We start from the raw sequence: 24,927 nt of genomic DNA, 5'->3' as shown, positions 1-24,927 counted from the left end.
GAGTCCCGGACAGGTTCTCTTCACTGACGGCTAGCGCCTCAACTGGGCTATTTCTAAAAATTCTTGGAGGAGTTCCCTATGAAATTCTTGTCTGTTAACTATAAAAAACAGATTGCCGCTGCCGTCGCCGTATTCGCGGCAATTGCAATCCCGGCCCAGGCCACGGACTGCACTACCGTTTGCCAAAATGCTGCGGGCCAGGCAGCGTATAACGCGGCAATGCAAGCGCAGCAGGATGCGCTGACATACTGCTATGCCCATTACTACGGTCAGGCTATTGGCGACTGCATGAACGGCAAAGTTCCGCAAATTCAGGCAGCATACGATCAGGCATATCAGCAGACGATGACTTCGTGCATGGGTTCCTGCCACTGATCTGACTTCCGGACGTAAAAAAACCGGGACACGCGGTCCCGGTTTTTTGCAGCGCGCCGAATCAGCGCTTGCGCGGCGGCGGCAGGTCGGTGCAGACGCCTTCGTAGGCCTCCGCCGCCATGCCGATCGATTCGCCCAGCGTCGGGTGCGGGTGGATCGTCTTGCCGATGTCCACGCCGTCCGCGCCCATCTCGATGGCCAGCGCGACTTCGCCGATCATGTCGCCGGCGCTCGTGCCGACGATCGTGCCGCCGATGATGCGGTGGGTCTCGGCGTCGAACAGCAGCTTCGTGAAGCCTTCCGAGCGGCCGTTGGCGACGGCGCGGCCCGATGCGGCCCACGGGAAGTGGCCCTTCTCGATCTTGATGCCCTTCGCTTTCGCTTCGTCTTCCGTCAGGCCGACCCATGCCACTTCCGGATCGGTGTACGCGACCGACGGGATCACCTTCGCATCGAAGAAGGCCTTCTCGCCGTGCGCGGCTTCCGCGGCGACGTGGGCTTCATGCACGGCCTTGTGCGCCAGCATCGGCTGGCCCACCAGGTCGCCGATGGCGAAGATGTGCGGCACGTTGGTGCGCATCTGGCCGTCGACCGGGATGAAGCCGCGGTCGGTGACCGACACGCCGGCCGCTTCCGCGCCGATCTTCTTGCCGTTCGGGCTGCGGCCCACGGCCACCAGCACGAGGTCGTAGACCTGCGCTTCCGGTGCCGGCTGACCTGCCTCGGCGGCTTCGAACGTGACCTTGATCCCTTCCGGCAGCGCTTCCACGCCGACGGTCTTGGTCTTCAACATGATGTTGTCGAAGCGGGACGCGTTGAACTTCTGCCAGACCTTGACGGCCTCGCGGTCCGCGCCCTGCATCAGGCCATCCATCATCTCGACGACGTCGATGCGCGCACCCAGCGTCGAGTACACGGTCGCCATTTCCAGGCCGATGATGCCGCCGCCGATGACGAGCATGCGCTTCGGCACCTGGCGCAGTTCCAGCGCGCCCGTCGAATCGACGATGCGCGGATCTTCCGGCACGAACGGCAGTTTTACCACGGCCGAACCGGCCGCGATGATCGCCTTCTGGAACGCGACGACCTTCTTCGCGCCATCCGGACCGGTCACTTCGATGTGGTTCGGGCTCAGGAATTTACCGACGCCCTGCACGACGTTGACCTTGCGCGCCTTGGCCATGCCGGCCAGGCCGCCCGTCATCGTCTTGATGACCTTGTCCTTGTAGGCGCGCAGCTTGTCGATGTCGACGTCCGGCTTGGCGAACGACACGCCGAGATCGGCCATGTGCGCCGTCTCGTCCATGATGTGCGCCACGTGCAGCAGCGCCTTGGACGGGATGCAGCCCACGTTCAGGCACACGCCGCCCAGCGTCGCGTACTTTTCGACGAGGACGGTGTTCATGCCCAGGTCCGCCGAGCGGAAGGCGGCCGAGTAGCCGCCGGGGCCGGCGCCCAGCACCATCATCTCGCATTCGACGTCGACCGGGCCGCTATAGCTGGCCGCGTTCGGAATGGGTGCTGCCGGTGCCGACGGGGTCGGGTGTGCCGGTGCGTACGAATCGGCCGGCTTGTTGGCCGGTGCCTGCTCGGCGGCAGGCGCCGCAGCAGGTGCCGGAGCAGCTGCAGGTGCCGCAGCAGCGCCCGCGCCTGCGTCGTCGACGGTCAGCAGCAGCGAGCCTTCGCTCACCTTGTCGCCGACCTTGACCTTCAGTTCCTGCACGACGCCGGCGTGGGTCGACGGGATCTCCATGCTGGCCTTGTCCGATTCGACAGTGACCAGCGACTGGTCGACCTTGATGGTGTCGCCGGGCTTGACCATCAGCTCGATGATTTCGACTTCCTTGAAATCGCCGATATTCGGGACTTTGACTTCAACGGTGCTCATGGGCTCTCCTTACAGCAGCGTCTTGCGCAGGTCGGCCAGGACATCGGCCAGGTAGGTCGTGAAGCGGGCGCCGGCGGCACCGTCGATCACGCGGTGATCGAACGACAGCGACAGCGGCAGCATCAGACGCGGCTGGAAAGCCTTGCCATCCCACACCGGCTTCATCGAGGACTTGGACAGGCCCAGGATCGCGACTTCCGGCGCGTTGATGATCGGGGTGAACGCGGTACCGCCCAGGCCACCCAGCGACGAGATCGTGAAGGTCGCGCCCTGCATGTTCGCCGGCGACAGCTTGCCTTCGCGCGCCTGTGCGGACAGCTCGCCCATTTCGGTGGCGATCTGCGACACGGACTTCTTGTCGGCGTCCTTGATGACCGGGACGACCAGGCCGTTCGGCGTGTCGGCCGCGAAGCCGATGTTGTAGTACTTCTTGAGGATCAGCTGGCCGTTGGCTTCGTCCAGCGACGCGTTAAAGTTCGGGAACTTCTTCAGCGCGGCGACGGAGGCCTTGATCACGAACGCCAGCATGGTCAGCTTGACCGGCGACTTGGCTTTCGCATACGCGGCGTTCGATTCGACACGCAGGTCTTCCAGGTCGGTCACGTCGGCTTCTTCGAACTGCGTCACGTGCGGGATCATGACCCAGTTGCGGTGCAGGTTCGGGCCGGAGATCTTCTTGATGCGCGACAGCGGCTGCGCTTCGGTCTCGCCGAACTTGGAGAAGTCCAGCGACGGCCACGGCAGCAGGTTCAGGCCTGCGCCACCGCCGGCTGCGGCCGGCGCGGCCGTCGGGCCTGCGGCCAGTGCCGACTTGACGAAGCCCTGCACGTCTTCCTGGGTGATGCGGCCCTTCGGACCGGAACCCTTGACCTTGTTCAGGTCGACGCCCAGTTCACGCGCGAACTTGCGCACGGACGGCGACGCGTGGGCCGATGCGAAGCTCGCGGCAGGCGCGGCGGCGGCGGCCGGTGCAGGTGCCGGTGCTGCGGCGGGAGCCGGGGCCGGTGCTGCGGCGGGTGCCGGCGCCGGTGCAGGCGCTGCGGCCGGAGCCGGTGCCGGTGCTGCGGCTGCAGGTGCCGGCGCCGGTGCGGCTTCCGCGCCGCCAGCGGCTTCCTCGAGCAGCAGCACGAGCGAGCCTTCGCCGACCTTGTCGCCGACCTTGACCTTGAGTTCCTTCACGACGCCCGCATGGGTCGACGGGATCTCCATGCTGGCCTTGTCCGATTCGACCGTGATCAGCGACTGGTCGACCTTGATGGTGTCGCCCGGCTTGACCATCAGCTCGATGATTTCGACTTCCTTGAAGTCACCGATGTCGGGGACTTTGACTTCCACAATGCTCATAGTGTGTTAGCTCCGTATTATTGTCAGCTCAATCATACGTTGCCCCCGTCAGGAACGCTATTCCTGCGGGGGCAACGGGCTTAGAGCATTACTGGGTCACAGGATTCGGCTTGTTCGGATCGATGCCGTACTTGGCGATCGCGTCCGCCACCACCTTCGCGTCGATCTTGCCTTCTTCGGCCAGCGACTTCAGCGCGGCGACCGTGATGTAGTAACGGTTCACCTCGAAGAACTCACGCAGCTTGGCACGGCTGTCCGAACGGCCGAAGCCGTCGGTGCCCAGGACCTTGTACGTGCGGCCGCTCGGGATGTACGCGCGGATCTGTTCGGCGAACAGGCGCATGTAGTCGGTCGTCGCGACGATCGGGCCTTCGGAACCCTGCAGCAGCTGGGTCACGTACGGCACGCGCGGTGCTTCGGTCGGATGCACCAGGTTCCAGCGGTCGGCATCCTGGCCGTCGCGGGCCAGCAGGGTCAGCGACGGGCACGACCACACGTCGGCGGCGACGCCCCAGTCGTTCTTCAGCAGTTCGGCAGCGAACACGGACTCGCGCAGGATGGTGCCGGAGCCCATCAGCTGCACGCGCTGCTTGGCCGACTTGTCGCCTTCCTGCAGCAGGTACATGCCCTTGATGATGCCCTCTTCCGTACCCGGCTTCAGGCCCGGCTGCTCGTAGTTCTCGTTCATGATGGTGATGTAATAGAACACATCTTCCTGCTTCTCCACCATGCGATGCAGGCCGTCCTGGATGATCACCGCCACTTCGTGCGCATACGTCGGGTCGTACGGGACGCAGGTCGGGATGGTCGCCGCGAAGATGTGGCTGTGGCCATCTTCGTGCTGCAGGCCTTCGCCGTTCAGCGTCGTGCGGCCGGCCGTACCGGCCATCAGGAAGCCGCGGGCGCGGATGTCGCCGGCCAGCCAGGCCAGGTCACCGACGCGCTGCAGGCCGAACATCGAGTAGTACGTGTAGAACGGGATCATCACGCGGTTGTTCGTCGAGTACGACGTCGCCGCGGCGATCCACGAGCACATGCCGCCCGCTTCGTTGATACCCTCTTGCAGGATCTGGCCCGCCTTGTCTTCGCGGTAGTACATCACCTGGTCCTTGTCGACCGGCTCGTACAACTGGCCCTGCTGGTTGAAGATACCGATCTGGCGGAACAGGCCTTCCATACCGAACGTACGCGATTCGTCGACCAGGATCGGGACGATGCGCTGGCCGATGGCCGGATCCTTCAGCAGCGCGGTCAGCGTACGCACATAGGCTTGCGTCGTCGAGATCTCGCGGCCGGCGGCGGTCGGGTCGGTGACGGCCTTGAAGTTCGACAGCGGCGGGACCGGCAGCTTCTCGTCGGCCTGCTGGCGGCGCTGCGGCAGGTAGCCGCCGAGGGCCTTGCGGCGCTCGTGCAGGTATTTCATTTCAGGCGCGTCGTCGGACGGCTTGAAGAACGGGATGTCGGCCAGCTTGTCGTCCGGGATCGGGATGGCGAAGCGGTCGCGCATTTCGCGGATGGCCTCGTCGTCCAGTTTCTTGGTCTGGTGCGCCGTGTTGCGCGCCTCGCCCGACTTGCCCATGCCGAAGCCCTTGACGGTCTTCACGAGCAGCACGGTCGGGGTGCCCTTGTTTTCCTGGGCGTTCTTGAAGGCCGCGTAGATCTTGTGCGGGTCGTGGCCGCCGCGGGTCAGGCGCCAGATGTCGTCGTCGGTCATGTTCGCGACCATCTTCAGCAGCTCGGGGTGCTTGCCGAAGAAGTGCTTGCGCACGTACGCGCCGTCTTTCGCCTTGTAGTTCTGGTATTCGCCGTCGACGGTTTCCATCATCACGCGCTGCAGGATGCCGTCCTTGTCCTTGGCCAGCAGGGCGTCCCAACCCGGGCCCCAGATGACCTTGACGACGTTCCAGCCGGCGCCGCGGAAGTCCGCTTCCAGTTCCTGGATGATCTTGCCGTTACCGCGCACCGGGCCGTCCAGGCGCTGCAGGTTGCAGTTGACGACCATGACGAGGTTGTCGAGCTTTTCGCGCGCGGCCATGCCGATCGCGCCCATCGATTCCGGCTCGTCCATCTCGCCGTCGCCGCAGAAGACCCAGACCTTGCGGTTGTCGGTCTTGGCGATGCCGCGGGCTTCCAGGTACTTCAGGAAGCGCGCCTGGTAGATCGCCATGATCGGGCCCAGGCCCATCGACACGGTCGGGAACTGCCAGAAGTCCGGCATCAGTTTCGGGTGCGGGTACGACGACAGGCCCTTGCCGTCGACTTCCTGGCGGAAGTTCAGCAGCTGCTCTTCGGTCAGGCGGCCTTCCAGGAACGCACGGGCGTAGATGCCGGGCGACGAGTGGCCCTGGATGTACAGCAGGTCGCCACCGTGGTCTTCGGTCTCGGCGTGCCAGAAGTGGTTGAAGCCGATGCCCAGCATGTTGGCCAGCGAGGCAAACGACGAGATGTGGCCACCGAGGTCGCCATCCAGGCGGTTGGCCTTGACGACCATCGCCATCGCATTCCAGCGCATCCACGAGCGCAGGCGCTCTTCGTATTCCAGGTTGCCGGGGCAGTGGGCTTCCAGGTGGGCCGGAATCGTGTTCACGTAGGCGGTGTTGCTCGAGAACGGAACATGGGCGCCGCGGCGGCGCGCCAGGTCGACCAGGCGCTCCAGCAGGTAGTGCGCGCGATCGGTACCTTCGAATTCGATGACCGCTTCAAGCGCGTCGAGCCATTCCTTGGTCTCGAGCGTATCCGGGTCGTTGGCGGCTTGTGCCGTCAACTGGTCGAGTTGAGCTGACATTGCTACGTCTCCTTGAGTGTGGTGCCCCACCCGATCCTGAAATTCGTCACGGACGTTTGGTGGCGAAAAGACTATCCCTTTGATAAAGCCTGACGATTCTACCAGTGGAGCACGCAATTTTCAAAATATGATATTCGATTTCATAATGTGAGATGAAGGCCATGTGAGGCGCATGAAATGCGGGTTCTGCCCGACACAGGCACGTCGATAAATATGACAACGAACGGCGCCGGGCGGCGCGCGATACCGTTGCGGCACGTATAATTTCGTTTTTGTCCAGCACACGAGTCCCTGCCATGACCGCCCAACTGATCGACGGAGTCAAACTTTCCCAACAACTGCGCGCCGACATCGCCGCCCGCACCGCCGCCCTCACCGCTGCCGGCCACCAGCCCGGCCTGGCGGTGATCATCGTCGGCGACGATCCGGCCAGCCACGTCTACGTGCGCAACAAGGTCAAGGCCTGCGGCGACGTGGGCTTCCACTCCGTGCTGGAAAAGTACGAGGCCGATCTCTCCGAGCAGGCCCTGCTCGACCGTATCGCCGCCCTGAACGCGGATCCGGCCATCCACGGCATCCTGGTGCAGATGCCGCTGCCGAAGCACATCGACGCAACGAAGGTCATCGAAGCCATTGCGACCAGCAAGGACGTGGACGGCTACTCGGTGCTGTCCGCCGGCGAACTGATGGCCGGCCTGGAAGGCTTCCGCCCATGCACGCCGTACGGCTGCATGAAGCTGATCGAGACGACCGGCGTCGACCTGCGCGGCAAGCATGCCGTCGTCATCGGCCGCAGCAACACGGTCGGCAAGCCGATGGCGCTGCTGCTCTTGCAACAGAATGCCACCGTCACCATCTGCCATAGCGGTACGCCGGACCTGGGCTACCACACCCGCCAGGCGGACGTCGTCGTGGCCGCCGTCGGCCGCCGCAACACGCTGACGGGCGACATGGTCAAGCCAGGCGCCATCGTCATCGACGTGGGCATCAACCGCAACGACGAAGGCAAGCTGTGCGGCGACGTCGACTTCGACAGCGTCAAGGAAGTCGCCGGCCACATCACGCCGGTGCCGGGTGGCGTGGGTCCGATGACCATCACCATGCTGCTCATGAATACGCTGGAGTCGGCCGAGCGCGTCGCCAAGCGCGCATAAGCGCCTTAAACGGCCGGCCCGGGTAAGATGGCGGTGAGATTGAATAAAGGACTCTAGACATGACGACCGAAACGACCAATCCCCTCCTCGACTTCTCGGGCCTGCCCCGGTTCGACCTTATCCGCCCCGAGCACGTCACGCCGGCGATCGAACAGCTGATCGCCGAAGCGCGCACCGCCGTGACCCAGGCCGAAGCACCGGCGCAAGGCGCGGTCACGTGGGACAACTTCGTCGTCCCGCTCGAGGAAGCGACGGAACGCCTCGGCCGTGCCTGGGGCGTGGTCAACCACCTGAACCACGTGATGGACACGCCCGAGCTGCGTGCCACCTACAACGAGAACCAGCCGAAGATCACCGAGTTCTGGACGGAGCTGGGCCAGAACGAGGCGCTGTTCGACAAATACAAGCAGCTGCGCGCGAGCGCCGACTTCGCGAACCTGACCCCGGCCCGCAAGCGCATCGTCGAGAACGCCCTGCGCGACTTCCGCCTGGGCGGCGCCGAGCTGCCTTCGATGCAGAAGGAACGCTTCGCCGAGATCCAGGAAGAGCAGGCAAAACTGTCCACGCGCTTCTCGGAAAACGTGCTGGACGCGACCAACGACTTCAAACTGCTCGTCACGGATGAAGCCGACCTGTCCGGCCTGCCGGACGACGTGAAGGCGGCCGCACGCGCGGCGGCCGAGCGCGACGGCAAGACGGGCTGGCAATTCAGCCTGCACTTCCCGTCCTACTTCCCGATCCTGCAATTCGCCGACAAGCGCGAGCTGCGCGAACAGATCTACCGCGCCAACGCCACCAAGGCGTCGGAAATGGGCGCCGTGTTCTCCGAGCTGGAAAAGTGGGACAACACGGGCAACATCGCCCAACTCTTGAGGCTGCGCGACGAGGAAGCGAAGCTGCTCGACTTCCAGAGCTTTGCCCACGTCTCGCTCGAACCGAAGATGGCCGAGACGCCGGAACACGTGATCGAGTTCCTCGAAGACCTCGCCCGCCGCGCCCGTCCTTACGCCGAGAAGGACCTGGCCGAGCTGCGCGCGTTCGCGAAGGACGAACTGGGCATCGCCGACATGCAGGCCTGGGACGTGACCTATGCGTCGGAAAAGCTGCGCGAGAAGCGCTACGCATTCTCCGCGCAGGAAGTGAAGGAATACTTCCCGGAGCCGAAAGTCGTCGCGGGCCTGTTCGGCCTGATCTCCAAACTGTTCGACGTGACGATTTCTCCGGACGACGCACCGGTCTGGCATCCGGACGTGCGCTTCTTCCGCATCGAGAAGAACGGCCAGCTGATCGGCCAGTTCTACCTCGACCTGTACGCGCGTCCCGGTAAAGGCCAGGGCGCGTGGATGGACGACGCGCGCGGCCGTCGCCTGACGACGGGCGGCATCGTGCAGACGCCGATCGCCTACCTGACCTGCAACTTCACGCCGCCCGCCGAAGTCGACGGCAAGCTGCAGCCGTCGCTGTTCACGCACGACGAAGTGACGACGCTGTTCCACGAATTCGGCCACGGCCTGCATCACATGCTGACGGAAGTGGACGAGCTGTCGGTGTCCGGCATCTCGGGCGTGGAATGGGATGCCGTCGAGCTGCCGTCGCAGTTCATGGAAAACTTCTGCTGGGAGTGGGACGTCCTGCAGGGCATGACAGCGCACGTGAAAACGGGCGAGCCGCTGCCGCGCGCGCTGTACGACAAGATGCTCGCGGCGAAGAACTTCCAGTCCGGCATGCAGACGCTGCGCCAGGTCGAGTTCTCGCTGATCGACATGCACCTGCACTACGACTTCGATCCGAACAGCCAGAAGACCGTGCAGGAACTCGTCGACGAGGTGCGCACGAAATTCTCCGTGCTGATCCCGCCGTCGTTCAACCGCTTCCAGCATTCGTTCGGCCACATCTTCGCGGGCGGCTACGCGGCCGGCTATTACAGCTACAAGTGGGCCGAGGTGCTGTCGGCGGACGCGTATGCCGCGTTCGAGGAAGCCGTCGAAGCGGGCGGCGGATCGCTGCTCGACGAGACGGGCAAGCGCTTCCACCGCGAGATCCTGGCCGTGGGCGGCTCGCGCCCGGCGCTCGAATCGTTCAGGGCCTTCCGCGGCCGCGAACCGAAGATCGACGCGCTGCTGCGCCATAACGGGATGCAGGCCTGATCGACATGCGCGCCTTGGCCGCATTCGCACTCGTCGTCGCCGCTGCCGCCGCGCACGGCCAGACGTACAAGTGGAAGGATGCGGCCGGCGTCGTGCATTACAGCGATACGCCGCCGGCCAAGGGTTCAGCGCAGGTGCTGCGCCCCGACAGCCGGCCGGAAGCGGCGCCGTCGCTGCCGTACGAACTGGCGCGCGCCATGAAGCTGCACCCGGTGACCCTGTACACGACGGCCCGCTGCGACGCCTGCGACCAGGGCCGCGCCCTGCTGCGCGCGCGCGGCATTCCGTTCGCGGAAAAGACCGTGAACACGGCGGAAGACCGCGAGCAGCTGCAGCGCGCCGGCGGCAAGGACGAGCTGCCGCTGCTCGTCGTCGGCAACCGCCCGGTGACCGGTTTTACGGCCGGTGCGTGGAACGAAGCGCTCGATGCCGCGTCTTATCCACGCAAGTCCGTACTCCCGCCGGGCTACCGGACCGGGGCCAGCGATGCGGCGGCACCGGCCCCGCCGCCACGATTGCCGGCGGCACCGGCGCCGGATGCGGCGGCCGCGCAGGCGGAACGGCAGCAACCGCGCCAGCAGCCGCAGCCGAAGAAAACGACACCGGATTTTCAGTTCTGAGCATAATGCCGACATTGTTCATTTCATCGTTAGCACAAGCACGTCGTTCCCGCGCAGGCGGGAACCCAATTCCGCACGTGCAGCCGGCTGCGCAAAATTGGGCCCCCGCCTGCGCGGGGGCGACGGTGGTTTATACTCCCGACCGACCATGACCCGGATCGACTTCCACACCAACATCCCCGACAAGCTCAGCTACGTCTGCCGCCTCGCGCGCAAGGCGTACGCGGCGCGCGCGAAGCTCGTCCTGCTGGCCGACAGCCCCGCGCAGGCGGAGGCCCTGAACGAGGCGCTGTGGACGCTGTCCGGCACCGACTTCATCCCGCACGTGATGGCGGGCGATCCCCTCGCGCCGGAGACGCCGGTCATCGTCACGACCGACGAAAGCGTCGAGCTGCCGCACCGCGACATGCTCGTGAACCTGACGCGCCGCACGCCGGCCGGCTTCGAGCAGTTCGCGCGCGTGTTCGAGATCATCTCGACGGACGAGGAAGACGCCGCCGCCGGCCGCGCGCGCTATGTCGCCTACAAGAAGCAGTCCTATCCGTTGACCCACTTCGTGGCGGGACAATCATGAGCGATATTCCCTTCAACGACGAAAGCATTCCCGTCCTCACCGAGGTCGTGGCCGAGGTTGTGCCCGACAGCGCGCCGGAACCGGCGGCACAAGCCCAGCCGGAACCGGAGCAGCCCACGCCGCGCGAGCTCGACGACGACGCCTGGCGCGCCCTCGAGGAACGCCTCGTCGCACGCGTGCTCGACCGGTTGCAGGACCGCGTCGAGCTGGTGCTGGAAGACCAGGTCCGCAGCAGCATGGCGCCCGTGCTGGACCACGTGGTGACGCGGCTCGCGACCGAATTGCGCGACGGGCTGCAGGTGACGGTCGAGCAGGTCGTCGCGCGCGCCGTCGCGCAGGAACTCACGCATCTGCGGTCGCGCGACTGAACCCGGTCGTTCTCTCGATTAGAACGCTTTGCGCGCAGCGTAAATTAGAGTAACTTTGCTCAGCGCACATAACATTCTTCCTGGAGAGAACATGCAGGTCACTACGAAACTCATCCCCTTCGCCATCGCCCTCGCCTTCGCGGGCACGGCAAGCGCGCAGCAAGTCGTCAAGATCGGCCACGTGGCGCCGATCTCCGGCCCCAGCGCCCACCTCGGCAAGGACAACGAGAACGCCGCGCGCATGGCGATCGACGAGCTCAACGCAAAGGGCTTCACGCTGAACGGCCAGAAAGCCACGCTGCAGCTGATCTCCGAGGACGACGGCGCCGATCCCAAGCAGGGCACGGCGGTGGCGCAGAAGCTCGTCGACGCGAAAGTCAACGGCGTGGTCGGCCACCTGAATTCCGGCACCACCGTGCCCGCGTCGAAGATCTACAACGATGCCGGCATCGTGCAGATCTCGCCCGCCACGACGGCGCCCGTCTACACGCGCCAGCGCTTCCCGGGCGCGTTCCGCGTCGTCGCCAGCGACGCCAAGCTGGGCAGCACGCTGAGCAAATACGCGATCGACACGCTGCACGCGAAAAACATCGCCATCATCGACGACCGCACGACGTACGGCCAGGGCGTCGCGGACGAATTCGCGAAGGGCCTGAAAAAGCCGGGCATCAAGGTCGTCGGCCGCGAATTCACGAGCGCCACGGCCACCGACTACACGGCGATCCTCACGTCGATCAAGGCGAAGAAGCCGGACCTGATCTTCTTCGGCGGCATGGATTCCGTCGCGGGCCCGATGCTCAAGCAGATGAAGGCACTGGGCATCCAGGCCGTGTTCATGGGCGGCGACGGCATGTGCACGGACGCGCTGGGCCGCCTGGCCGGCGATGGTCTCGGCGAAGGCAAGGTCTATTGTGCGGAAGCGGGTGGCGTGAAGGGTCCGCAGGAAAAAGTCATGGAAGACTTCCGCGCCCGCTACAAGAAGAAGTTCAACATGGACGTGCAGCTGTACGCGCCGTACGTCTACGATTCCGTGATGGTAATGGCGACGGCGATGCAGAACGCGAAATCGGCCGATCCCGCCAAATACCTGCCGGTCCTCAAGAACATCAAGTACGAGGGCGTGACCGGCACGATCCAGTTCGATGCGAACGGCGACATCAAGGATGGCGCGCTGACCCTGTTCACCTACAAGGGCGGCAAGCGCACGAAGCTGGACGTGATCCGTTAAGCGCAATAAAAAAAGCGCGCCTGCACATGCATGGCGCGCTTTTTCAGGCGTTGGATCGCAGGATTATTTCTGCGCCAGGACCCACTTGACCAGCGTGTGCGCTTCGGCTTCGCTGACTTGCGGATTGGCCGGCATCGGGACCGGACCCCAGACACCCGAACCACCCTTCAGGACCTTGGCAACCAGCTTGCCTTCGGCATCTTTCTGGCCTGCGTATTTGGCGGCGACATCCTTGTAGGCCGGGCCGACCAGCTTGGTTTGCACGGAGTGGCAAGCCATGCAATTCTTGGCCTTCGCCAGGGCGGCCGCGTCTTGCGCGAAGGCGCCGGTCGAAGCCAGGGCAGAGACTGCAGCAAACAACATCATGGTACGTTTCATCGACTATCTCCAGTTGGGGGTATTCCTGTAATTCGAATTCTATCGGGTTTCCTGCGCAGAAGCGGCGTGGACATATTCAGTAACGGATGATACAGATAGTCGTTGACCAGATGGCAGTATTCCGTTGCTTATCAGCAGCACTGTTGTACCATGGCCGCTCGAAAGGAATTCCGTTATGCCCCTGATCCTCCTGATCCTCGTCCTCGTCGTGCTGCGCTATTTCGAGGTCTGGCGCTTCGCCGAACTGTCCTGGTGGTGGATCATCGGCCTGATGGTCGCCGGCTTCATCTGGTTCGAATTTATCGAAAAGATGCTGGGCCTCGACAAGCGCAAGGCCCACGACCTCGACGAGAAGCGGCGCAAGGAGCGCGTGAAGCAGAGCTTCGACAAGCGCAAATAAGCGCCCGGCAGCATAGCACGCGCGCTTCATTGCCGAACAGGCCATGTGGCGTATATGGCATGTTCTTGGGACGTATAAAGACCGTCGTCCTCGCGAAAGCGGGGACCCATACTGAAGCACCGAAGTCGGTCGCAATGCGTCTCTGCGACGTACTCAAGTTCCGAAACTCAACATGGGTTCCCGCTTTCGCGGGAACGACGTTTCAAATTCAGCAGGTGACGGCGCCCTTGCTGGCAGGCTGTGCGATCGCCGCGAACTTGGCCAGCACGCCACGCGTATAACGCGGTGCCGGCCGCACCCACGCCGCGCGGCGGCGGGCGATCTCGTCGTCCGGCACGTTCAGCTGGATCAGCTGCCGGTGCGCGTCGATCGTGATCGAATCCCCTTCCTGCACGAGCGCGATCGTGCCGCCCTCGAACGCTTCCGGCGCCACGTGGCCCACGACCATGCCCCAGGTGCCGCCGGAGAACCGGCCGTCCGTGATCAGCCCCACGGATTCTCCGAGGCCCTTGCCGATCAGCGCCGCCGTCGGCGCCAGCATCTCCGGCATGCCCGGACCGCCGCGCGGGCCCAGGTAGCGCAGCACGAGCACGTCGCCCGGATTGATTTTATTCGCGAGGATCGTGTCCATCGCGCTGTACTCGTCGTCGAACACGCGCGCCGGCCCCGTGATCACGGGATTTTTCAGGCCCGTGATCTTGGCCACGCAGCCTTCCGGCGACAGATTCCCCTTCAGGATGGCGAGATGGCCTTCGTTGTACAGCGCCCGGTCCAGCGGCCGGATGACGTCCTGGCCCTCCGGCGGCGCGGATGGCACATTCTCCAGTTCCTCCGCCAGCGTGCGGCCCGTGATGGTGATGCAGTCGCCGTGCAGCAGGCCCGCGTCCAGCAACAGCTTCATCACCTGCGGGATGCCGCCGGCCTGGTGCAGGTCCGTCGCGACGTATTCGCCCGACGGTTTCAAATTGCAGATCACGGGCACCTTGCGCCGCACGCGCTCGAAATCGTCGATCGTCCATTCCACCTCGGCCGCGTGCGCGATGGCGAGGTAGTGCAGCACGGCGTTCGTCGAACCGCCCGTCGCCATGATCAGCGCGACCGCGTTCTCGATGGACTGTCTCGTGATGATGTCGCGCGGCTTCAGGTCGCGCTTGACGGCTTCCACGAGCACGCGCGCGGACTCCGCCGCCGATCCCGTTTTTTCGTCGTCCGGATTGGCCATCGTCGACGAGTACAGCAGCGACATGCCGAGCGCCTCGAACGACGATGACATCGTGTTCGCCGTGTACATGCCGCCGCACGACCCGGACGACGGACAGGCGTTGCGCTCGATGCCGTCGAAATCCTCCTGGCTCATGCGCCCCGCCGTGAATTCGCCCACGGCTTCGAAGGCCGAGACGATCGTCAGGTCCTTGCCCTTCCAGTGTCCCGGCCGGATCGTGCCGCCATAGACGTAGATGCCGGGGACATTCGTGCGCGCCAGCGCGATCATCCCGCCCGGCATGTTCTTGTCGCAGCCGCCGATCACGACGACGCCATCCATCCACTGCCCGTTCACGCACGTCTCGATGCAGTCGGCGATCACCTCGCGCGAAATCAGCGAGAACTTCATGCCCTCCGTCCCCATCGACATGCCGTCGGAAATGGTAGGGGTGCCGAACACCTGCGGATTCGCACCGGCATCGCGGATGGTGGCGATGGCCACGTCGGCCAGTTTCTGCAGGCCGGAATTGCAGGGCGTGATCGTGGAATGGCCGTTGGCGACGCCGATCATCGGCTTGTCGAAATCCTCCTTGCGATAGCCCATCGCGTAATACATCGAGCGGTTCGGGCTGCGGGCGACGCCTTCGGTCACATGGCGGGAACGGCGGTTGTAGCGCGCTTGGTCTGACATGGTCGGCTCCTGATGGGACGATTTTTCCAGCATGCCGCGCGGACCGGTCCGCGTCAAATGGGCGCTCACGCGTGCTTCTGATATGCTGCGCGAATCACAGACACGTCACCCATACGATGAACCTGGAATTGCGCCAGCTGCGCTACTTCGTCACCGTGGCCGAGGAATTGCACTTCGGCCGCGCCGCCGCGCGCCTGCACATGACGCAGCCGCCGCTGTCGCAGGCGATCGCCGCGCTGGAAGACGGCCTCGGCACCGCGCTGTTCCTGCGCAACCGGCGCACGGTCGCGCTGACGCCGGCCGGCAGCGCCCTGCTGCCCGAAGCCCGCCGCATCCTGTCCGAGGCGGCCCTGCTGCCCGACCTGGCGCGGCGCGCGGCCAGCGGAGAAGCGGGACGGCTGGCGCTCGCGTTCATCACGTCGGCCGACTACAGCGTGCTGCCGCCGTTCCTGCGCCGCTACAGCGAACGCTATCCGGGTGTGCAACTCGTGCTGCAGGAAGCGACGTCGGACGTGCAGGTGGACGAGCTGCTGCGCGGCCGCATCGACGCCGGTTTGCTGATTCCCCCGCTGCCCGACCGCGCGCGCGCCGGGCTCGATTACATGAAGGTGCTGGACGAGCCCCTGATCCTGTGCGCGCCCGCGGGCCTGCTGCGCAGGAAGGGCCCCGTCGCGCTGCGCAACCTGCCCCCTCTCCCCTTGATTGTGTTCCCCCGCGAGATCTCGCCCGCGCTGCACGACGCGATCCTGTCCTGCTTCCGTGAAGCCGGCATCACGCCGGCCATCGGCCAGCAGGCGATCCAGATGCAGACCATCGTCAGTCTCGTCTCAGCCGGCATGGGGTTGGCACTTGTGCCACAATCCGTGTCGAACCTGATGCGGCCGGGCGTAGAATACCGTGCCCTCGCCGACGCGACCCCACTGGTCGAGACCGGCATCGCATGGCGCCGCGATAATCCTTCGCCGGTGCTCAAGGGCTTCCTGGAACTACTGAGGACAATTTAATATGCTCGTTCACCCGAATCCCAATCCGGTCGCCTTCAGCATCGGCCCCGTCGACATCCACTGGTACGGGATCATGTACGTGGTCGCCTTCGCCCTGTTCATCCTGCTGGGCCGCGTCCGCATCAAGACCCAGGCCCACGTGCAGGCGCAGGGCTGGACCAACGCCGACCTCGACGACATGCTGTTCTACGGGATGCTGGGCGTGGTGATCGGCGGCCGCCTCGGCGAAGTGCTGTTCTACCAGCCCGCCTACTATTTCTCGCATCCGGCCGAGATCTTCATGACCTGGCACGGCGGCATGTCGTATCACGGCGGCTTCCTCGGCGTGCTGATCGCGATGGCGCTGTGGGCGAGGAAGCGCGGCCGCAACCTGATCGACGTGTACGATTTCATCGCGCCGATGGTCCCCATCGGCTACGCGTGCGGCCGCCTCGGCAATTTCATCAACCACGAACTGCCGGGCCGCCTGGCCGACCCGAACCTGCCGTGGGCGATGCTGTGGCCGGGCGTGGAAGGCCCGCGCCATCCGTCGCCGCTGTATCAGATGCTCGTGGACGGCCTTCTCGTCTTCGTGATCATGTGGCTGTTCGCGCGCAAGCCGCGGCCGCGCCTCGCCGTCGGTGCGCTCTACACGCTGCTGTACGGCTGCGCGCGATTCTTCACGGAGTATTTCCGCGTGCCCGATTGGGAGACGCATGTGATGGGGATGCCGATCACGTCGGGGCAGGTGTTGTCGCTGCCGATGATCGTGGCGGGGCTGATCATGCTGGGGTGGGCGTATTCCGGTTCAAATAAACGCGCCGTGCACGCTTGAATACCACGTCGTCCCCGCGCAGGCGGGGATCCAATTTGCACGCGTATCGCCAACGCACGCAAAATTGGGCCCCTGCCTTCGCAGGGGCGACGGTTCGAGTTACGTGGCCGAGATAGACACACCCATCAACTCCAGCACCTTGTCCCACTGCCCTTTTGTAACGGGCGAAATGGACAACCGGCTGCCCTTCTGCAGCAGCACCATGTCTTCCAGCGCCGCCACCCCGCGCATCTCGGTGAGCGGCAGATAACGCCCCTCCGCCACCGCCGTCACGTCGACGGAGATCCAGCGCGGCTGCTCGCGCGTCGCCTTCGGATCGAAATAGTGGCTGTCTGGATCGAATTGCGATGCATCCGGATAGGCCCCGCTAGCAACGCGAGCGATGCCCGCGACGCCCGGCACGGCGCAACTGGAGTGATAAAACAGGACGCCGTCACCGACTTCCATCTGGTCGCGCATGAAATTGCGGGCCTGGTAGTTGCGCACGCCGAACCAGGCGACCGTCTTGCCGGGGGCCGCGAGGACATCGGCGAAACTCACTTCATCGGGTTCGGATTTCATCAACCAGTAACGCATGCGCGGATCTCCATTCGGAAGCACCAATGAAAAAGCGGCTGCGAACTTATCGTACGCAACCGCTTTGGAATATATCCCCGCCTGTGCCGTTTTTGCCGGCATCCCGAACCTGATGGCTCAAGGTGGTCGTAGTCAGTTCAATTTCGGGTTCGTCGAACTAGCGACGATCGCGCCCACCAAACATGTTCCACAACCTATGCGAAAGAATGGTTCAAGGAATATATGGCAAATCTCGAACACCGCAGGGTAGACGGCAGTTTACTACGATGGCCGGGCATGTCAAACGTTTTTAGGCTCAGGCCAGGTTTTGGTCGGCCGAGAGTGCGGCATCCAACACCGTGTGCATCGCCTCGAGTTTCTGCTTGACTTCCAGGATCGTCAGGTCGGACAAGGGGCCCTGCGGCGCTTTCACGGACAGGAATTCGGCCGCCACCGACAGCGCCGCCATCACGGCAATGCGGTCCGTGCCCTTCACCTTGCCCGAGTCGCGCAAAGCGCACATTTTGCCGTCGAGATAGGCCACGGCTTCGCGCAGTGTTTTTTCTTCGCCGTCGCGGCAGGCCAGGCGATACGGCATGCCCATGATGTTCACGTCGAGCTGGATCATTGGGCGGCCTCGGCGTCGTCGGTCGTTTCGGGAGCGGGTTCGAGGTGCGCCAGCAGGGCTTCGACGCGCTGCTGGGCCGCGATCAGCCGGTTCTTGAAGTCGACGTTTTCCGCGCTGAGCAAGGTGTTCGCCTGGCGCAGCAAGTAGTTCTCGCTGCGCAGCGCCTGGGTCAACTGGGCGAGCCGGTCGATCTTATCGGAGAGGTCTTGGAATTCGGAAATCATCCGTAACTATAGGATCGTCTTGAATTTTTCGTCAACAGGCGCGCGCTCTTGTGCGAACGTGCGCCCTGTGATGGACGATAGATGTTACCCTCACATGCTTATGCGTTCATCAACCGCCGCCCGGTCTCGCACCCGGCGGCGCGCCCTCCGCATTGTCCCTCCCCGTCCGAATCGGTTGCGAAACCGCAAAAAAGTCGGTTAAAACCCGAACACTGTGGCTTGAAATGCCAAATTATCGTCCCTATAATTAGCACTCGTTAGTAGAGAGTGCTAACAAACCTTTCTACCCCGCAGCCGGTCGATCCCAGGATGGCCGGCTGCGGACCCTGGATAGCTCGTCAAACCAACTAAAAGGAGTTTTGCATGAACCTTCGCCCATTGCACGATCGCGTGATCGTGAAGCGTCTCGACCAGGAAACCAAGACCGCATCCGGCCTGATCATCCCCGATGCGGCGGCCGAGAAGCCGGACCAAGGTGAAGTGCTGGCCGTCGGCAACGGCAAAGTGCAGGAGAACGGCAACGTTCGTCCGCTGGAAGTGAAAGTCGGCGACCGCGTCCTGTTCGGCAAGTACTCGGGCCAGGCCGTCAAGGTCAACGGCGAAGAGCTGCTGGTCATGCGCGAAGAAGACATCATGGCCGTCGTGGCCCAGTAATTCGTCCAATAACTTCCTGAAAAATCGGAGAATCAAATATGGCAGCTAAAGATGTAGTGTTCGGCGACGTAGCACGCGCCAAGATGGTCGAGGGTGTCAATATCCTGGCCAACGCAGTCAAGGTCACCCTGGGCCCGAAAGGCCGCAACGTCGTGCTGGAACGTTCGTTCGGCGCCCCGACCGTCACCAAGGACGGTGTCTCGGTCGCCAAAGAGATCGAACTGAAAGACAAGCTCATGAACATGGGCGCGCAGATGGTGAAAGAAGTCGCGTCGAAGACCAGCGACAACGCCGGTGACGGCACCACCACCGCGACCGTGCTGGCACAAGCCATCGTCCGCGAAGGCATGAAGTTCGTTGCCGCCGGCATGAACCCGATGGACCTGAAGCGCGGCATCGACAAGGCCGTCGCCGCCACCGTCGAAGAACTGAAGAAGATCGCCAAGCCGACCACGACCTCGAAAGAGATCGCACAAGTCGGTACCATCTCGGCCAACTCGGATTCGTCCGTCGGCGAGCGCATCGCTGAAGCGATGGAAAAAGTCGGCAAGGAAGGCGTCATCACCGTCGAAGACGGCAAGTCGCTGAACGACGAGCTGGACATCGTCGAAGGTATGCAATTCGACCGCGGCTACCTGTCGCCGTACTTCATCAACAACCCGGACAAGCAGGTTGCCGTTCACGAGAGCCCGTTCGTCCTGCTGTGCGACAAGAAGATCTCGAACATCCGTGACCTGCTGCCGGTGCTGGAACAAGTCGCCAAGGCTGGCCGTCCGCTGGTCATCGTCGCCGAAGACATCGAAGGCGAAGCGCTGGCGACCCTGGTCGTCAACAACATCCGCGGCATCCTGAAGACCGTTGCAGTGAAAGCACCGGGCTTCGGCGACCGTCGCAAGGCCATGCTGGAAGACATCGCCATCCTGACCGGTGGCCAGGTGATCGCGGAAGAAGTCGGCCTGACCCTGGAAAAGGTCACGCTGAACGAACTGGGCCAGGCCAAGCGTATCGAAGTCGGCAAGGAAAACACCATCATCATCGATGGCGCCGGTGCCGCCGAAGCGATCGAAGCGCGCGTCAAGCAGATCCGCATCCAGATCGAAGAAGCGACCTCGGACTACGACCGTGAGAAGCTGCAGGAGCGCGTGGCCAAGCTGGCCGGCGGTGTTGCCGTGATCCGCGTCGGTGCCGCAACCGAAGTCGAAATGAAAGAGAAGAAAGCACGCGTGGAAGACGCGCTGCACGCCACCCGCGCTGCCGTCGAAGAAGGCATCGTTCCGGGCGGCGGCGTGGCCCTGCTGCGTGCCCGTGCCGCGCTGAACATCAAGGGTGACAACCCTGACCAGGACGCCGGTATCAAGATCGTCCTGCGCGCCATGGAAGAGCCGCTGCGCATGATCGTCCAGAACGCCGGTGAAGAGCCGTCGGTCGTCGTCGCCGCCGTCATCAACGGCCAGGGCAACTACGGCTACAACGCGTCGAACGGCACCTATGGCGACATGGTCGAACAAGGCGTGCTGGATCCGGCCAAGGTCACCCGCTCGGCTCTGCAGAACGCAGCGTCGATCGCCGGCCTGATGCTGACCACCGACTGCATGGTCTCCGAGATCGTCGAAGACAAGCCGGCAGCCGGCGGCCATGGCATGGGCGGCATGGGCGGCATGGGCATGGACGGCATGATGTAATAGCCGTACCCCGTCGTACCGGAAGCCCGCAGGGTTCGCGCCCTGCGGGCTTTTTCTTTTGTCCGGCCGAACCGTGCGAGCCTGGAACCGCAGCCGCTGCATACTGGCGGCATCGACTTCAAGCGGAGGCACCATGGCGGCAGTGAACCTGGACGAACTTGAACACGCGGCCCTCGTCGTCGACGATGGCGAAGGCCGCGCCACGGCCCTCGTCGCGCGCGCGACGGGCATGATCCATGTGCTCAACGACGACTACATGGACGAGGAAGCGCCAATGCCGGCCGACCCGGGCGACGGCGACGGCGACTACGTGGCCGTGCCGCCCGCGAGCACGCTCGGCATCGGCGACCAGCTCGTGTTCCGCTTCGCCGCCGCGCACCTCGCGGGCGACCAGGCGGCGATCCGCGACCTCGTCCGCGCCGAAGACATCGACGGCTTCGAGCGCCTGCTCGACGAGCGCGGCGCCACCGAATCGTGGCAGCGCTTCCGCACCGAGGAAACGCAGGCGGCGCTGCGTCGTTGGTGCGACGAGCACGGGCTGCGGGTCAGCGGCTGACGGCCGGCTCGATGCGCCGGCCCGGGCGCGGCCGGCCGTCGACGAACGTGAGCGTATTGACGTTACCGTCGGCCTCCGTGTCGAAGTGCAAGGTCGCGTCCTTTTCGCGCACGAAGAAATCGGCGTCGCCGGCCGGGATCAGCTCGACCGGTTCCGGGCCGAGCGGCGGACCGGCCAGGGTCAGTACATCGCCGCGACGTTCCACGCGCAGGACCACGTTCGACACCGCATAGCTGCCCGTGTAGCGGTCGAACAGCGCCGTGTTGCCGGGGACGGCCGCGCGCTCGATGGGTCGCCAGTCTTCCCAGCCATATTCGGCAGCGATGGCGCCCATGAGTTCCGCGATCAGCTTGGCGCCGTTGTCGCCGTTCGTCAGGATCACGGCGCCCTGCCCCGTGCGCGTGTACGCCCACAGCTGCGCCTTGTAGCCGGCGTTCGAACCGCTGTGGTGGAACGCAGGTTCCCTGCCCGCGTGACCGAGTTCGAAGCCGAGGCCGTAATCGCCGCGCACGGGCGTCAACAGCATCTCGAGCTGCTGCTTGCTCAGGAATGCGTGTTTGCGGTCTTGCAGCGCGATGGCGAAGCGCGCCAGGTCGGCCGCCGTCGTCCACAGGCCGGCTGCGGCTTCCTCCGGATAGCAATGCCAGCCGCCCGCGATCGGCGTGCCGTCCAGTGCATGCCCTTTTGCCGCGCGCGGCGCCAGCGCGGCGGGCAGCGTCGAGGCGAACAGCGAATCGCGCATGCCGAGAGGTGCGAACACCGTGTCACGCGCCAGCGCATCGAACGGCCGACCCGTCGTATCGACCAGCACCTGCTGCAGCACGCCGTAGCCGAGGCTCGAATACGCATAGCGACTACCGGGTTCGGACGTGATCGCGGCCTTCTCCAATTCCTGCCGCAAGGTGGGACACGATGCCGTCGCCGGATAGCCGGCCAGGCCCCCGTCCGACACGCCGGCCGTATGGCTCAGCAGAGCGCGCACCGTCACCGGCTGATGCGCCGTGAACGCGTTCTCCGGCACGCGCCACCCGCGCAGCCGCGTGTTCACGTCCGCGTCGAGATCGATGCGGCTCTTCACCGTGGCGACCGCGGCGACGGGCTTGCTGATCGATGCAGCCTGGAACAGCGTCGCCGGCGTCACCGGGCGGCCGGTCTCCACATCGGCCACGCCGTACGCCCGCGTCCACACGATGCGGCCGTGGTCGATGACGGCGATGCTCACGCCGGGCACGTGCAGGTCGCGCATGCGGTCAACGAGGCGCATCGTGCGCGCGGGCGCGCCGCGCACGGCAACCGGTTCGCGCAGGCCGTTCTCGATGCGGGTGATGCGTTCGTCGGCGGCCGCGTGCAGGGTCCAGGCGAAGGCGCACAGGCCCAGAAAAATACGTTGAGGGTTCATCGTCAGCTCAGAACTTTGTTTCGAAAGCGGCCCGCACACTCGGGCGGCGCACGTTGGTGATACGGTTGCGCAGCACGCCGTCGATGGTCGCATAGCTGCTGTCGTTGACGAAGTCCGAGCCCAGCACGTTCACGGCCGTCACGCGCAGTTGCGACCCGGCGTCCAGCTTCCACGAGGCGTAGATGTCGAGATCGCGCTGCGCGTGCAGGTAGACGGTCTGGTTCGCGGAGACGCGGACAACGCCGCCCTGCCGGAACCCGAAGTTGGCGCCGGCCGCAAACCGGTCGCGCCGCCAGTCGGCGCCGAGGTTCGCGGACAGCGGCACCTGCTGGTCGAGCCGGTTGTCCGGGCCCGGCACCGCATCGACGTGCGACCAGTTGCGCGCGACGTCGCCGCGCAATTCCACCGTCCGCAGCGGGAAGTGCGTTTCCAGTTGCAGCGTGCGCGTCGTCGCGCTGCCCACGTTTTCCGGCTGCGACACCCAGCGCCCGCCGGCCGCGTCGAAGCGGACCAGGTTGCGCGTCGTGTCGTCGATGCGGCGCTGCGACGCGCTCACCGAGAACAGCGCGCCCGGCGCCCATTCGCGTTCGTAGGCGGCGTCGATGGCGAGCGCCAGTTCCGGCTTCAGGTCCGGATTGCCCTGCACGTCCGGCTCGACCTGGCTGTTGTTGACGGTCGTGTAGCGGTGCGGCAGCAGGGCCTCCATGCCGGGCGCCTTGTACGTGCGCGCGACGGCGAGGCGTACGCGGTCGTTGCGCCGGCCCGGAAGTTTATAGAGTGTCTGGACGATGGGACTGAACACGCTCGCGCGCGACCGCGCGCTGCCGAAGCCGGCGCCGTCGGCGCGGATGCGCACGCCCTCCCAGCGCGTGCCGAGATAGGCCGACCACGCGGGCGTCACCTGCCACTCGTCCTGCGCGTACAAGGCCAGGCGCGTGACGGTGCCCGTGTAGCGTTCGTCGCCATTGGGGATCACGAGCGCGGGCTGCGTCGGATCGCGTTCGCGGCGCGCGTCGTCGCGGTGCGCGCGGCCGGCATCCCAGCCGATGGCCAGCGCATGGCCTTCCCACAGCGGCAAGGTCGCCTTGCCGGTCGTGCCGGCGTCGCGGTCGTGGCCCGTCGAGCCGATGTCCCGACGGAGCGGGCCGACGGCCGGATTGCCGCCCGCATCGCGGTCGCTGCCGTTGTCCGTATAGCCGCCGGAGGCATTGAACTTCGTCTCCAGCTGGCCGCCGCCTTCGAACCGGTGCACCCACTCGAGCGCCGCACGCATCGAACCCATGTCGTTCGTCATGCGGATGTCCTGGCGCGGATACGGCGCCATCTCGCCCAGCCACGTCGTCACCGGAGAACGGACGCCGACGCGGAAGCGGTTCAATGTCGCGAGGCCTTCCAGCGCGAGCGTGTCGCCGCCGTCCAGTGTCCACGCGAGCCGGGGCACGAGGCTTAGCGTCGTCAAGTGGCCGTGTTCCCGGCTGGCCGTCGTGCGCAGCAGTGTCGGGCGGCCGGCAGCGTCGACACCTTCCTCGCGTGCGGGCACGTCGCCGTCGAAGTCATTGCGCATCGCTGCCAGCGCCAGCGAATACGAGAACCGGTCGCGCTTGTCCGCGAGGCGCAGGCTCGCGTTCGGGCTGCGCGTGTCGCGCCCCGCTTCGATACCGGCCTTGAACTCGCGTTCTCTCGTCCGGACGACCTTCTTCAGCACGATATTGATGGTGCCCGCGATGGCCTGGGTCGGCAGATCCGCGCTGGCCGCGCGGCGCACCTCGATGCGCTCGACGGCATCGGGCGCCAGCGTGTCGAACGCGAAGCCGGGCGGCATGCGTTCGCCGTCGACGAGCACCTGCGTGTAGCCGTTGCCCAGTCCCTGCAGCCGCACTTCGCCGCCGTGTCCGGCGCCGCCGTTCACCATCACGCCCGGAATCCGCTTGAGCGCGTCGAGCAGATTGGTGTCGCCGTATTTCACGAGGTCGTCGTGGCGGACGACGATGCGGGCCGCGGTGTCGTCGCGGCGCGGGTCGTAGTCGGCGACTTTGCCGCGCACGTCGACCTGCGCGGGCGGCGTGTCCTGTGCGAAGGCAGAGGCGGACACGATCAATGTGACAAGGATGGTGCAACGTGGCGACATGGGAGCCCGGCTGGTTAATTGTTCAATATGTCAGCCGGACTGTAGCACTCAATTCTCATGATGCGCAATTATTACTTCCAATGGATAGCACTTACTATTTCCATCAAATTGCAAAAATATATGCCTGC

General features: G+C 64.9%; 23 protein-coding genes and 1 other RNA gene. 13 read left to right on the top strand and 11 right to left on the bottom strand.

Features of this window, described 5'->3' with window-relative positions; all coding sequences use genetic code 11:
* Positions 1 to 78 precede the first annotated feature (78 nt).
* A complete protein-coding gene (locus P0M04_RS14270) occupies positions 79 to 375 on the top strand; it encodes a hypothetical protein (protein ID WP_259449916.1) in 297 nt (98 codons plus the stop codon).
* Between the two features lie 61 nt (positions 376 to 436).
* Here the strand turns inward: P0M04_RS14270 and lpdA are convergent, their stop codons facing one another.
* The 3 genes from lpdA to aceE all read right to left on the bottom strand — a co-directional run bounded on the left by lpdA (position 437) and on the right by aceE (position 6,392).
* Complete coding sequence (lpdA, locus tag P0M04_RS14265) at positions 437 to 2,263, bottom strand: dihydrolipoyl dehydrogenase (protein WP_259449915.1); 1,827 nt, start codon at positions 2,261 to 2,263, stop codon at positions 437 to 439.
* A gap of 9 nt (positions 2,264 to 2,272) precedes the next feature.
* Positions 2,273 to 3,607, bottom strand: coding sequence for a dihydrolipoyllysine-residue acetyltransferase (aceF, locus tag P0M04_RS14260; RefSeq protein ID WP_259449914.1), 1,335 nt, complete (start codon positions 3,605 to 3,607; stop codon positions 2,273 to 2,275).
* A gap of 88 nt (positions 3,608 to 3,695) precedes the next feature.
* Positions 3,696 to 6,392: a pyruvate dehydrogenase (acetyl-transferring), homodimeric type gene (gene aceE, locus P0M04_RS14255; RefSeq protein ID WP_259449913.1), complete on the bottom strand. Its 2,697-nt coding sequence runs from the start codon at positions 6,390 to 6,392 to the stop codon at positions 3,696 to 3,698.
* A gap of 296 nt (positions 6,393 to 6,688) precedes the next feature.
* Here aceE and folD point away from each other — a divergent pair, with 296 nt between their 5' ends.
* The 6 genes from folD (at position 6,689) to P0M04_RS14225 (ending at position 12,483) form a co-directional block, all read left to right on the top strand.
* Entirely contained in the window at positions 6,689 to 7,546 is an 858-nt protein-coding gene (gene folD, locus P0M04_RS14250; RefSeq protein ID WP_259449912.1) for a bifunctional methylenetetrahydrofolate dehydrogenase/methenyltetrahydrofolate cyclohydrolase FolD, read from the top strand.
* A gap of 59 nt (positions 7,547 to 7,605) precedes the next feature.
* Entirely contained in the window at positions 7,606 to 9,693 is a 2,088-nt protein-coding gene (locus tag P0M04_RS14245; protein WP_259449911.1) for a M3 family metallopeptidase, read from the top strand.
* A gap of 5 nt (positions 9,694 to 9,698) precedes the next feature.
* Positions 9,699 to 10,313: a glutaredoxin family protein gene (locus tag P0M04_RS14240; RefSeq protein ID WP_259449910.1), complete on the top strand. Its 615-nt coding sequence runs from the start codon at positions 9,699 to 9,701 to the stop codon at positions 10,311 to 10,313.
* A gap of 148 nt (positions 10,314 to 10,461) precedes the next feature.
* Positions 10,462 to 10,887, top strand: coding sequence for a DNA polymerase III subunit chi (locus tag P0M04_RS14235; protein WP_259449909.1), 426 nt, complete (start codon positions 10,462 to 10,464; stop codon positions 10,885 to 10,887).
* Complete coding sequence (locus tag P0M04_RS14230) at positions 10,884 to 11,255, top strand: DUF2486 family protein (RefSeq protein ID WP_259449908.1); 372 nt, start codon at positions 10,884 to 10,886, stop codon at positions 11,253 to 11,255. Before P0M04_RS14235 ends, P0M04_RS14230 begins: the two co-directional genes overlap by 4 nt.
* 91 nt (positions 11,256 to 11,346) lie before the next feature.
* Positions 11,347 to 12,483: a branched-chain amino acid ABC transporter substrate-binding protein gene (locus P0M04_RS14225; protein ID WP_259449907.1), complete on the top strand. Its 1,137-nt coding sequence runs from the start codon at positions 11,347 to 11,349 to the stop codon at positions 12,481 to 12,483.
* A 63-nt stretch (positions 12,484 to 12,546) separates the two neighbouring features.
* On the opposite strand, the gene P0M04_RS14220 is transcribed toward P0M04_RS14225, so the two are convergent.
* Positions 12,547 to 12,861, bottom strand: coding sequence for a c-type cytochrome (locus tag P0M04_RS14220; RefSeq protein ID WP_259449906.1), 315 nt, complete (start codon positions 12,859 to 12,861; stop codon positions 12,547 to 12,549).
* Positions 12,862 to 13,036: 175 nt separating this feature from the next.
* Between P0M04_RS14220 and P0M04_RS14215 the strand changes: the two genes are divergently transcribed.
* Positions 13,037 to 13,261, top strand: a complete 225-nt coding sequence (locus tag P0M04_RS14215; RefSeq protein ID WP_259449905.1) for a TIGR04438 family Trp-rich protein — start codon at positions 13,037 to 13,039, stop codon at positions 13,259 to 13,261.
* A gap of 208 nt (positions 13,262 to 13,469) precedes the next feature.
* Here the strand turns inward: P0M04_RS14215 and ilvD are convergent, their stop codons facing one another.
* Positions 13,470 to 15,155 carry a dihydroxy-acid dehydratase gene (gene ilvD / locus P0M04_RS14210; protein ID WP_259449904.1) on the bottom strand — a complete coding sequence of 562 codons (1,686 nt, stop codon included), beginning with the start codon at positions 15,153 to 15,155 and terminating at the stop codon, positions 13,470 to 13,472.
* Between the two features lie 116 nt (positions 15,156 to 15,271).
* On the opposite strand from ilvD, the gene P0M04_RS14205 reads away from it, so the two are divergent.
* A complete protein-coding gene (locus tag P0M04_RS14205) occupies positions 15,272 to 16,159 on the top strand; it encodes a LysR family transcriptional regulator (RefSeq protein WP_259449903.1) in 888 nt (295 codons plus the stop codon).
* A 1-nt stretch (position 16,160) separates the two neighbouring features.
* Positions 16,161 to 16,973 carry a prolipoprotein diacylglyceryl transferase gene (gene lgt / locus P0M04_RS14200; protein ID WP_259449902.1) on the top strand — a complete coding sequence of 271 codons (813 nt, stop codon included), beginning with the start codon at positions 16,161 to 16,163 and terminating at the stop codon, positions 16,971 to 16,973.
* A 99-nt stretch (positions 16,974 to 17,072) separates the two neighbouring features.
* Here lgt and P0M04_RS14195 read toward each other — a convergent pair whose 3' ends face one another.
* The 4 genes from P0M04_RS14195 to P0M04_RS14180 all read right to left on the bottom strand — a co-directional run bounded on the left by P0M04_RS14195 (position 17,073) and on the right by P0M04_RS14180 (position 18,380).
* Positions 17,073 to 17,549 (bottom strand): EVE domain-containing protein, encoded by a 477-nt coding sequence (locus P0M04_RS14195; protein ID WP_259449901.1) that lies wholly within the window; start codon positions 17,547 to 17,549, stop codon positions 17,073 to 17,075.
* Between the two features lie 70 nt (positions 17,550 to 17,619).
* Positions 17,620 to 17,800, bottom strand: a non-coding RNA gene (gene ssrS / locus P0M04_RS14190) — 6S RNA.
* Positions 17,801 to 17,844: 44 nt separating this feature from the next.
* Positions 17,845 to 18,156, bottom strand: coding sequence for a cell division protein ZapA (locus P0M04_RS14185; protein ID WP_259449900.1), 312 nt, complete (start codon positions 18,154 to 18,156; stop codon positions 17,845 to 17,847).
* The gene (locus P0M04_RS14180) at positions 18,153 to 18,380 is read right to left on the bottom strand and encodes a DUF4403 family protein (RefSeq protein WP_259449899.1); all 228 of its coding nucleotides are present in this window, start codon (positions 18,378 to 18,380) and stop codon (positions 18,153 to 18,155) included. Before P0M04_RS14180 ends, P0M04_RS14185 begins: the two co-directional genes overlap by 4 nt.
* Positions 18,381 to 18,743: 363 nt before the next feature.
* On the opposite strand from P0M04_RS14180, the gene groES reads away from it, so the two are divergent.
* The 3 genes from groES (at position 18,744) to P0M04_RS14165 (ending at position 21,272) form a co-directional block, all read left to right on the top strand.
* Positions 18,744 to 19,034, top strand: a complete 291-nt coding sequence (gene groES, locus P0M04_RS14175) for a co-chaperone GroES (RefSeq protein WP_056130611.1) — start codon at positions 18,744 to 18,746, stop codon at positions 19,032 to 19,034.
* Between the two features lie 38 nt (positions 19,035 to 19,072).
* Entirely contained in the window at positions 19,073 to 20,716 is a 1,644-nt protein-coding gene (gene groL, locus P0M04_RS14170; protein ID WP_259449898.1) for a chaperonin GroEL, read from the top strand.
* 133 nt (positions 20,717 to 20,849) lie between these two features.
* Positions 20,850 to 21,272, top strand: coding sequence for a hypothetical protein (locus P0M04_RS14165; RefSeq protein ID WP_259449897.1), 423 nt, complete (start codon positions 20,850 to 20,852; stop codon positions 21,270 to 21,272).
* On the opposite strand, the gene P0M04_RS14160 is transcribed toward P0M04_RS14165, so the two are convergent.
* On the bottom strand, positions 21,262 to 22,671 hold the full coding sequence (locus P0M04_RS14160; RefSeq protein ID WP_259449896.1) for a serine hydrolase: 1,410 nt from the start codon (positions 22,669 to 22,671) through the stop codon (positions 21,262 to 21,264). The two genes, P0M04_RS14165 and P0M04_RS14160, sit on opposite strands and share 11 nt — an antisense overlap.
* A 7-nt stretch (positions 22,672 to 22,678) precedes the next feature.
* Entirely contained in the window at positions 22,679 to 24,763 is a 2,085-nt protein-coding gene (locus P0M04_RS14155) for a TonB-dependent receptor plug domain-containing protein (RefSeq protein ID WP_259449895.1), read from the bottom strand.
* Positions 24,764 to 24,927: the final 164 nt, after the last annotated feature.

Source organism: Telluria mixta, from assembly GCF_029223865.1.
Lineage (GTDB): Bacteria > Pseudomonadota > Gammaproteobacteria > Burkholderiales > Burkholderiaceae_D > Telluria > Telluria mixta.
The sequence above is the reverse complement of the archived record's forward strand: the minus strand, read 5'-3'. Positions and strand labels throughout refer to the sequence as shown.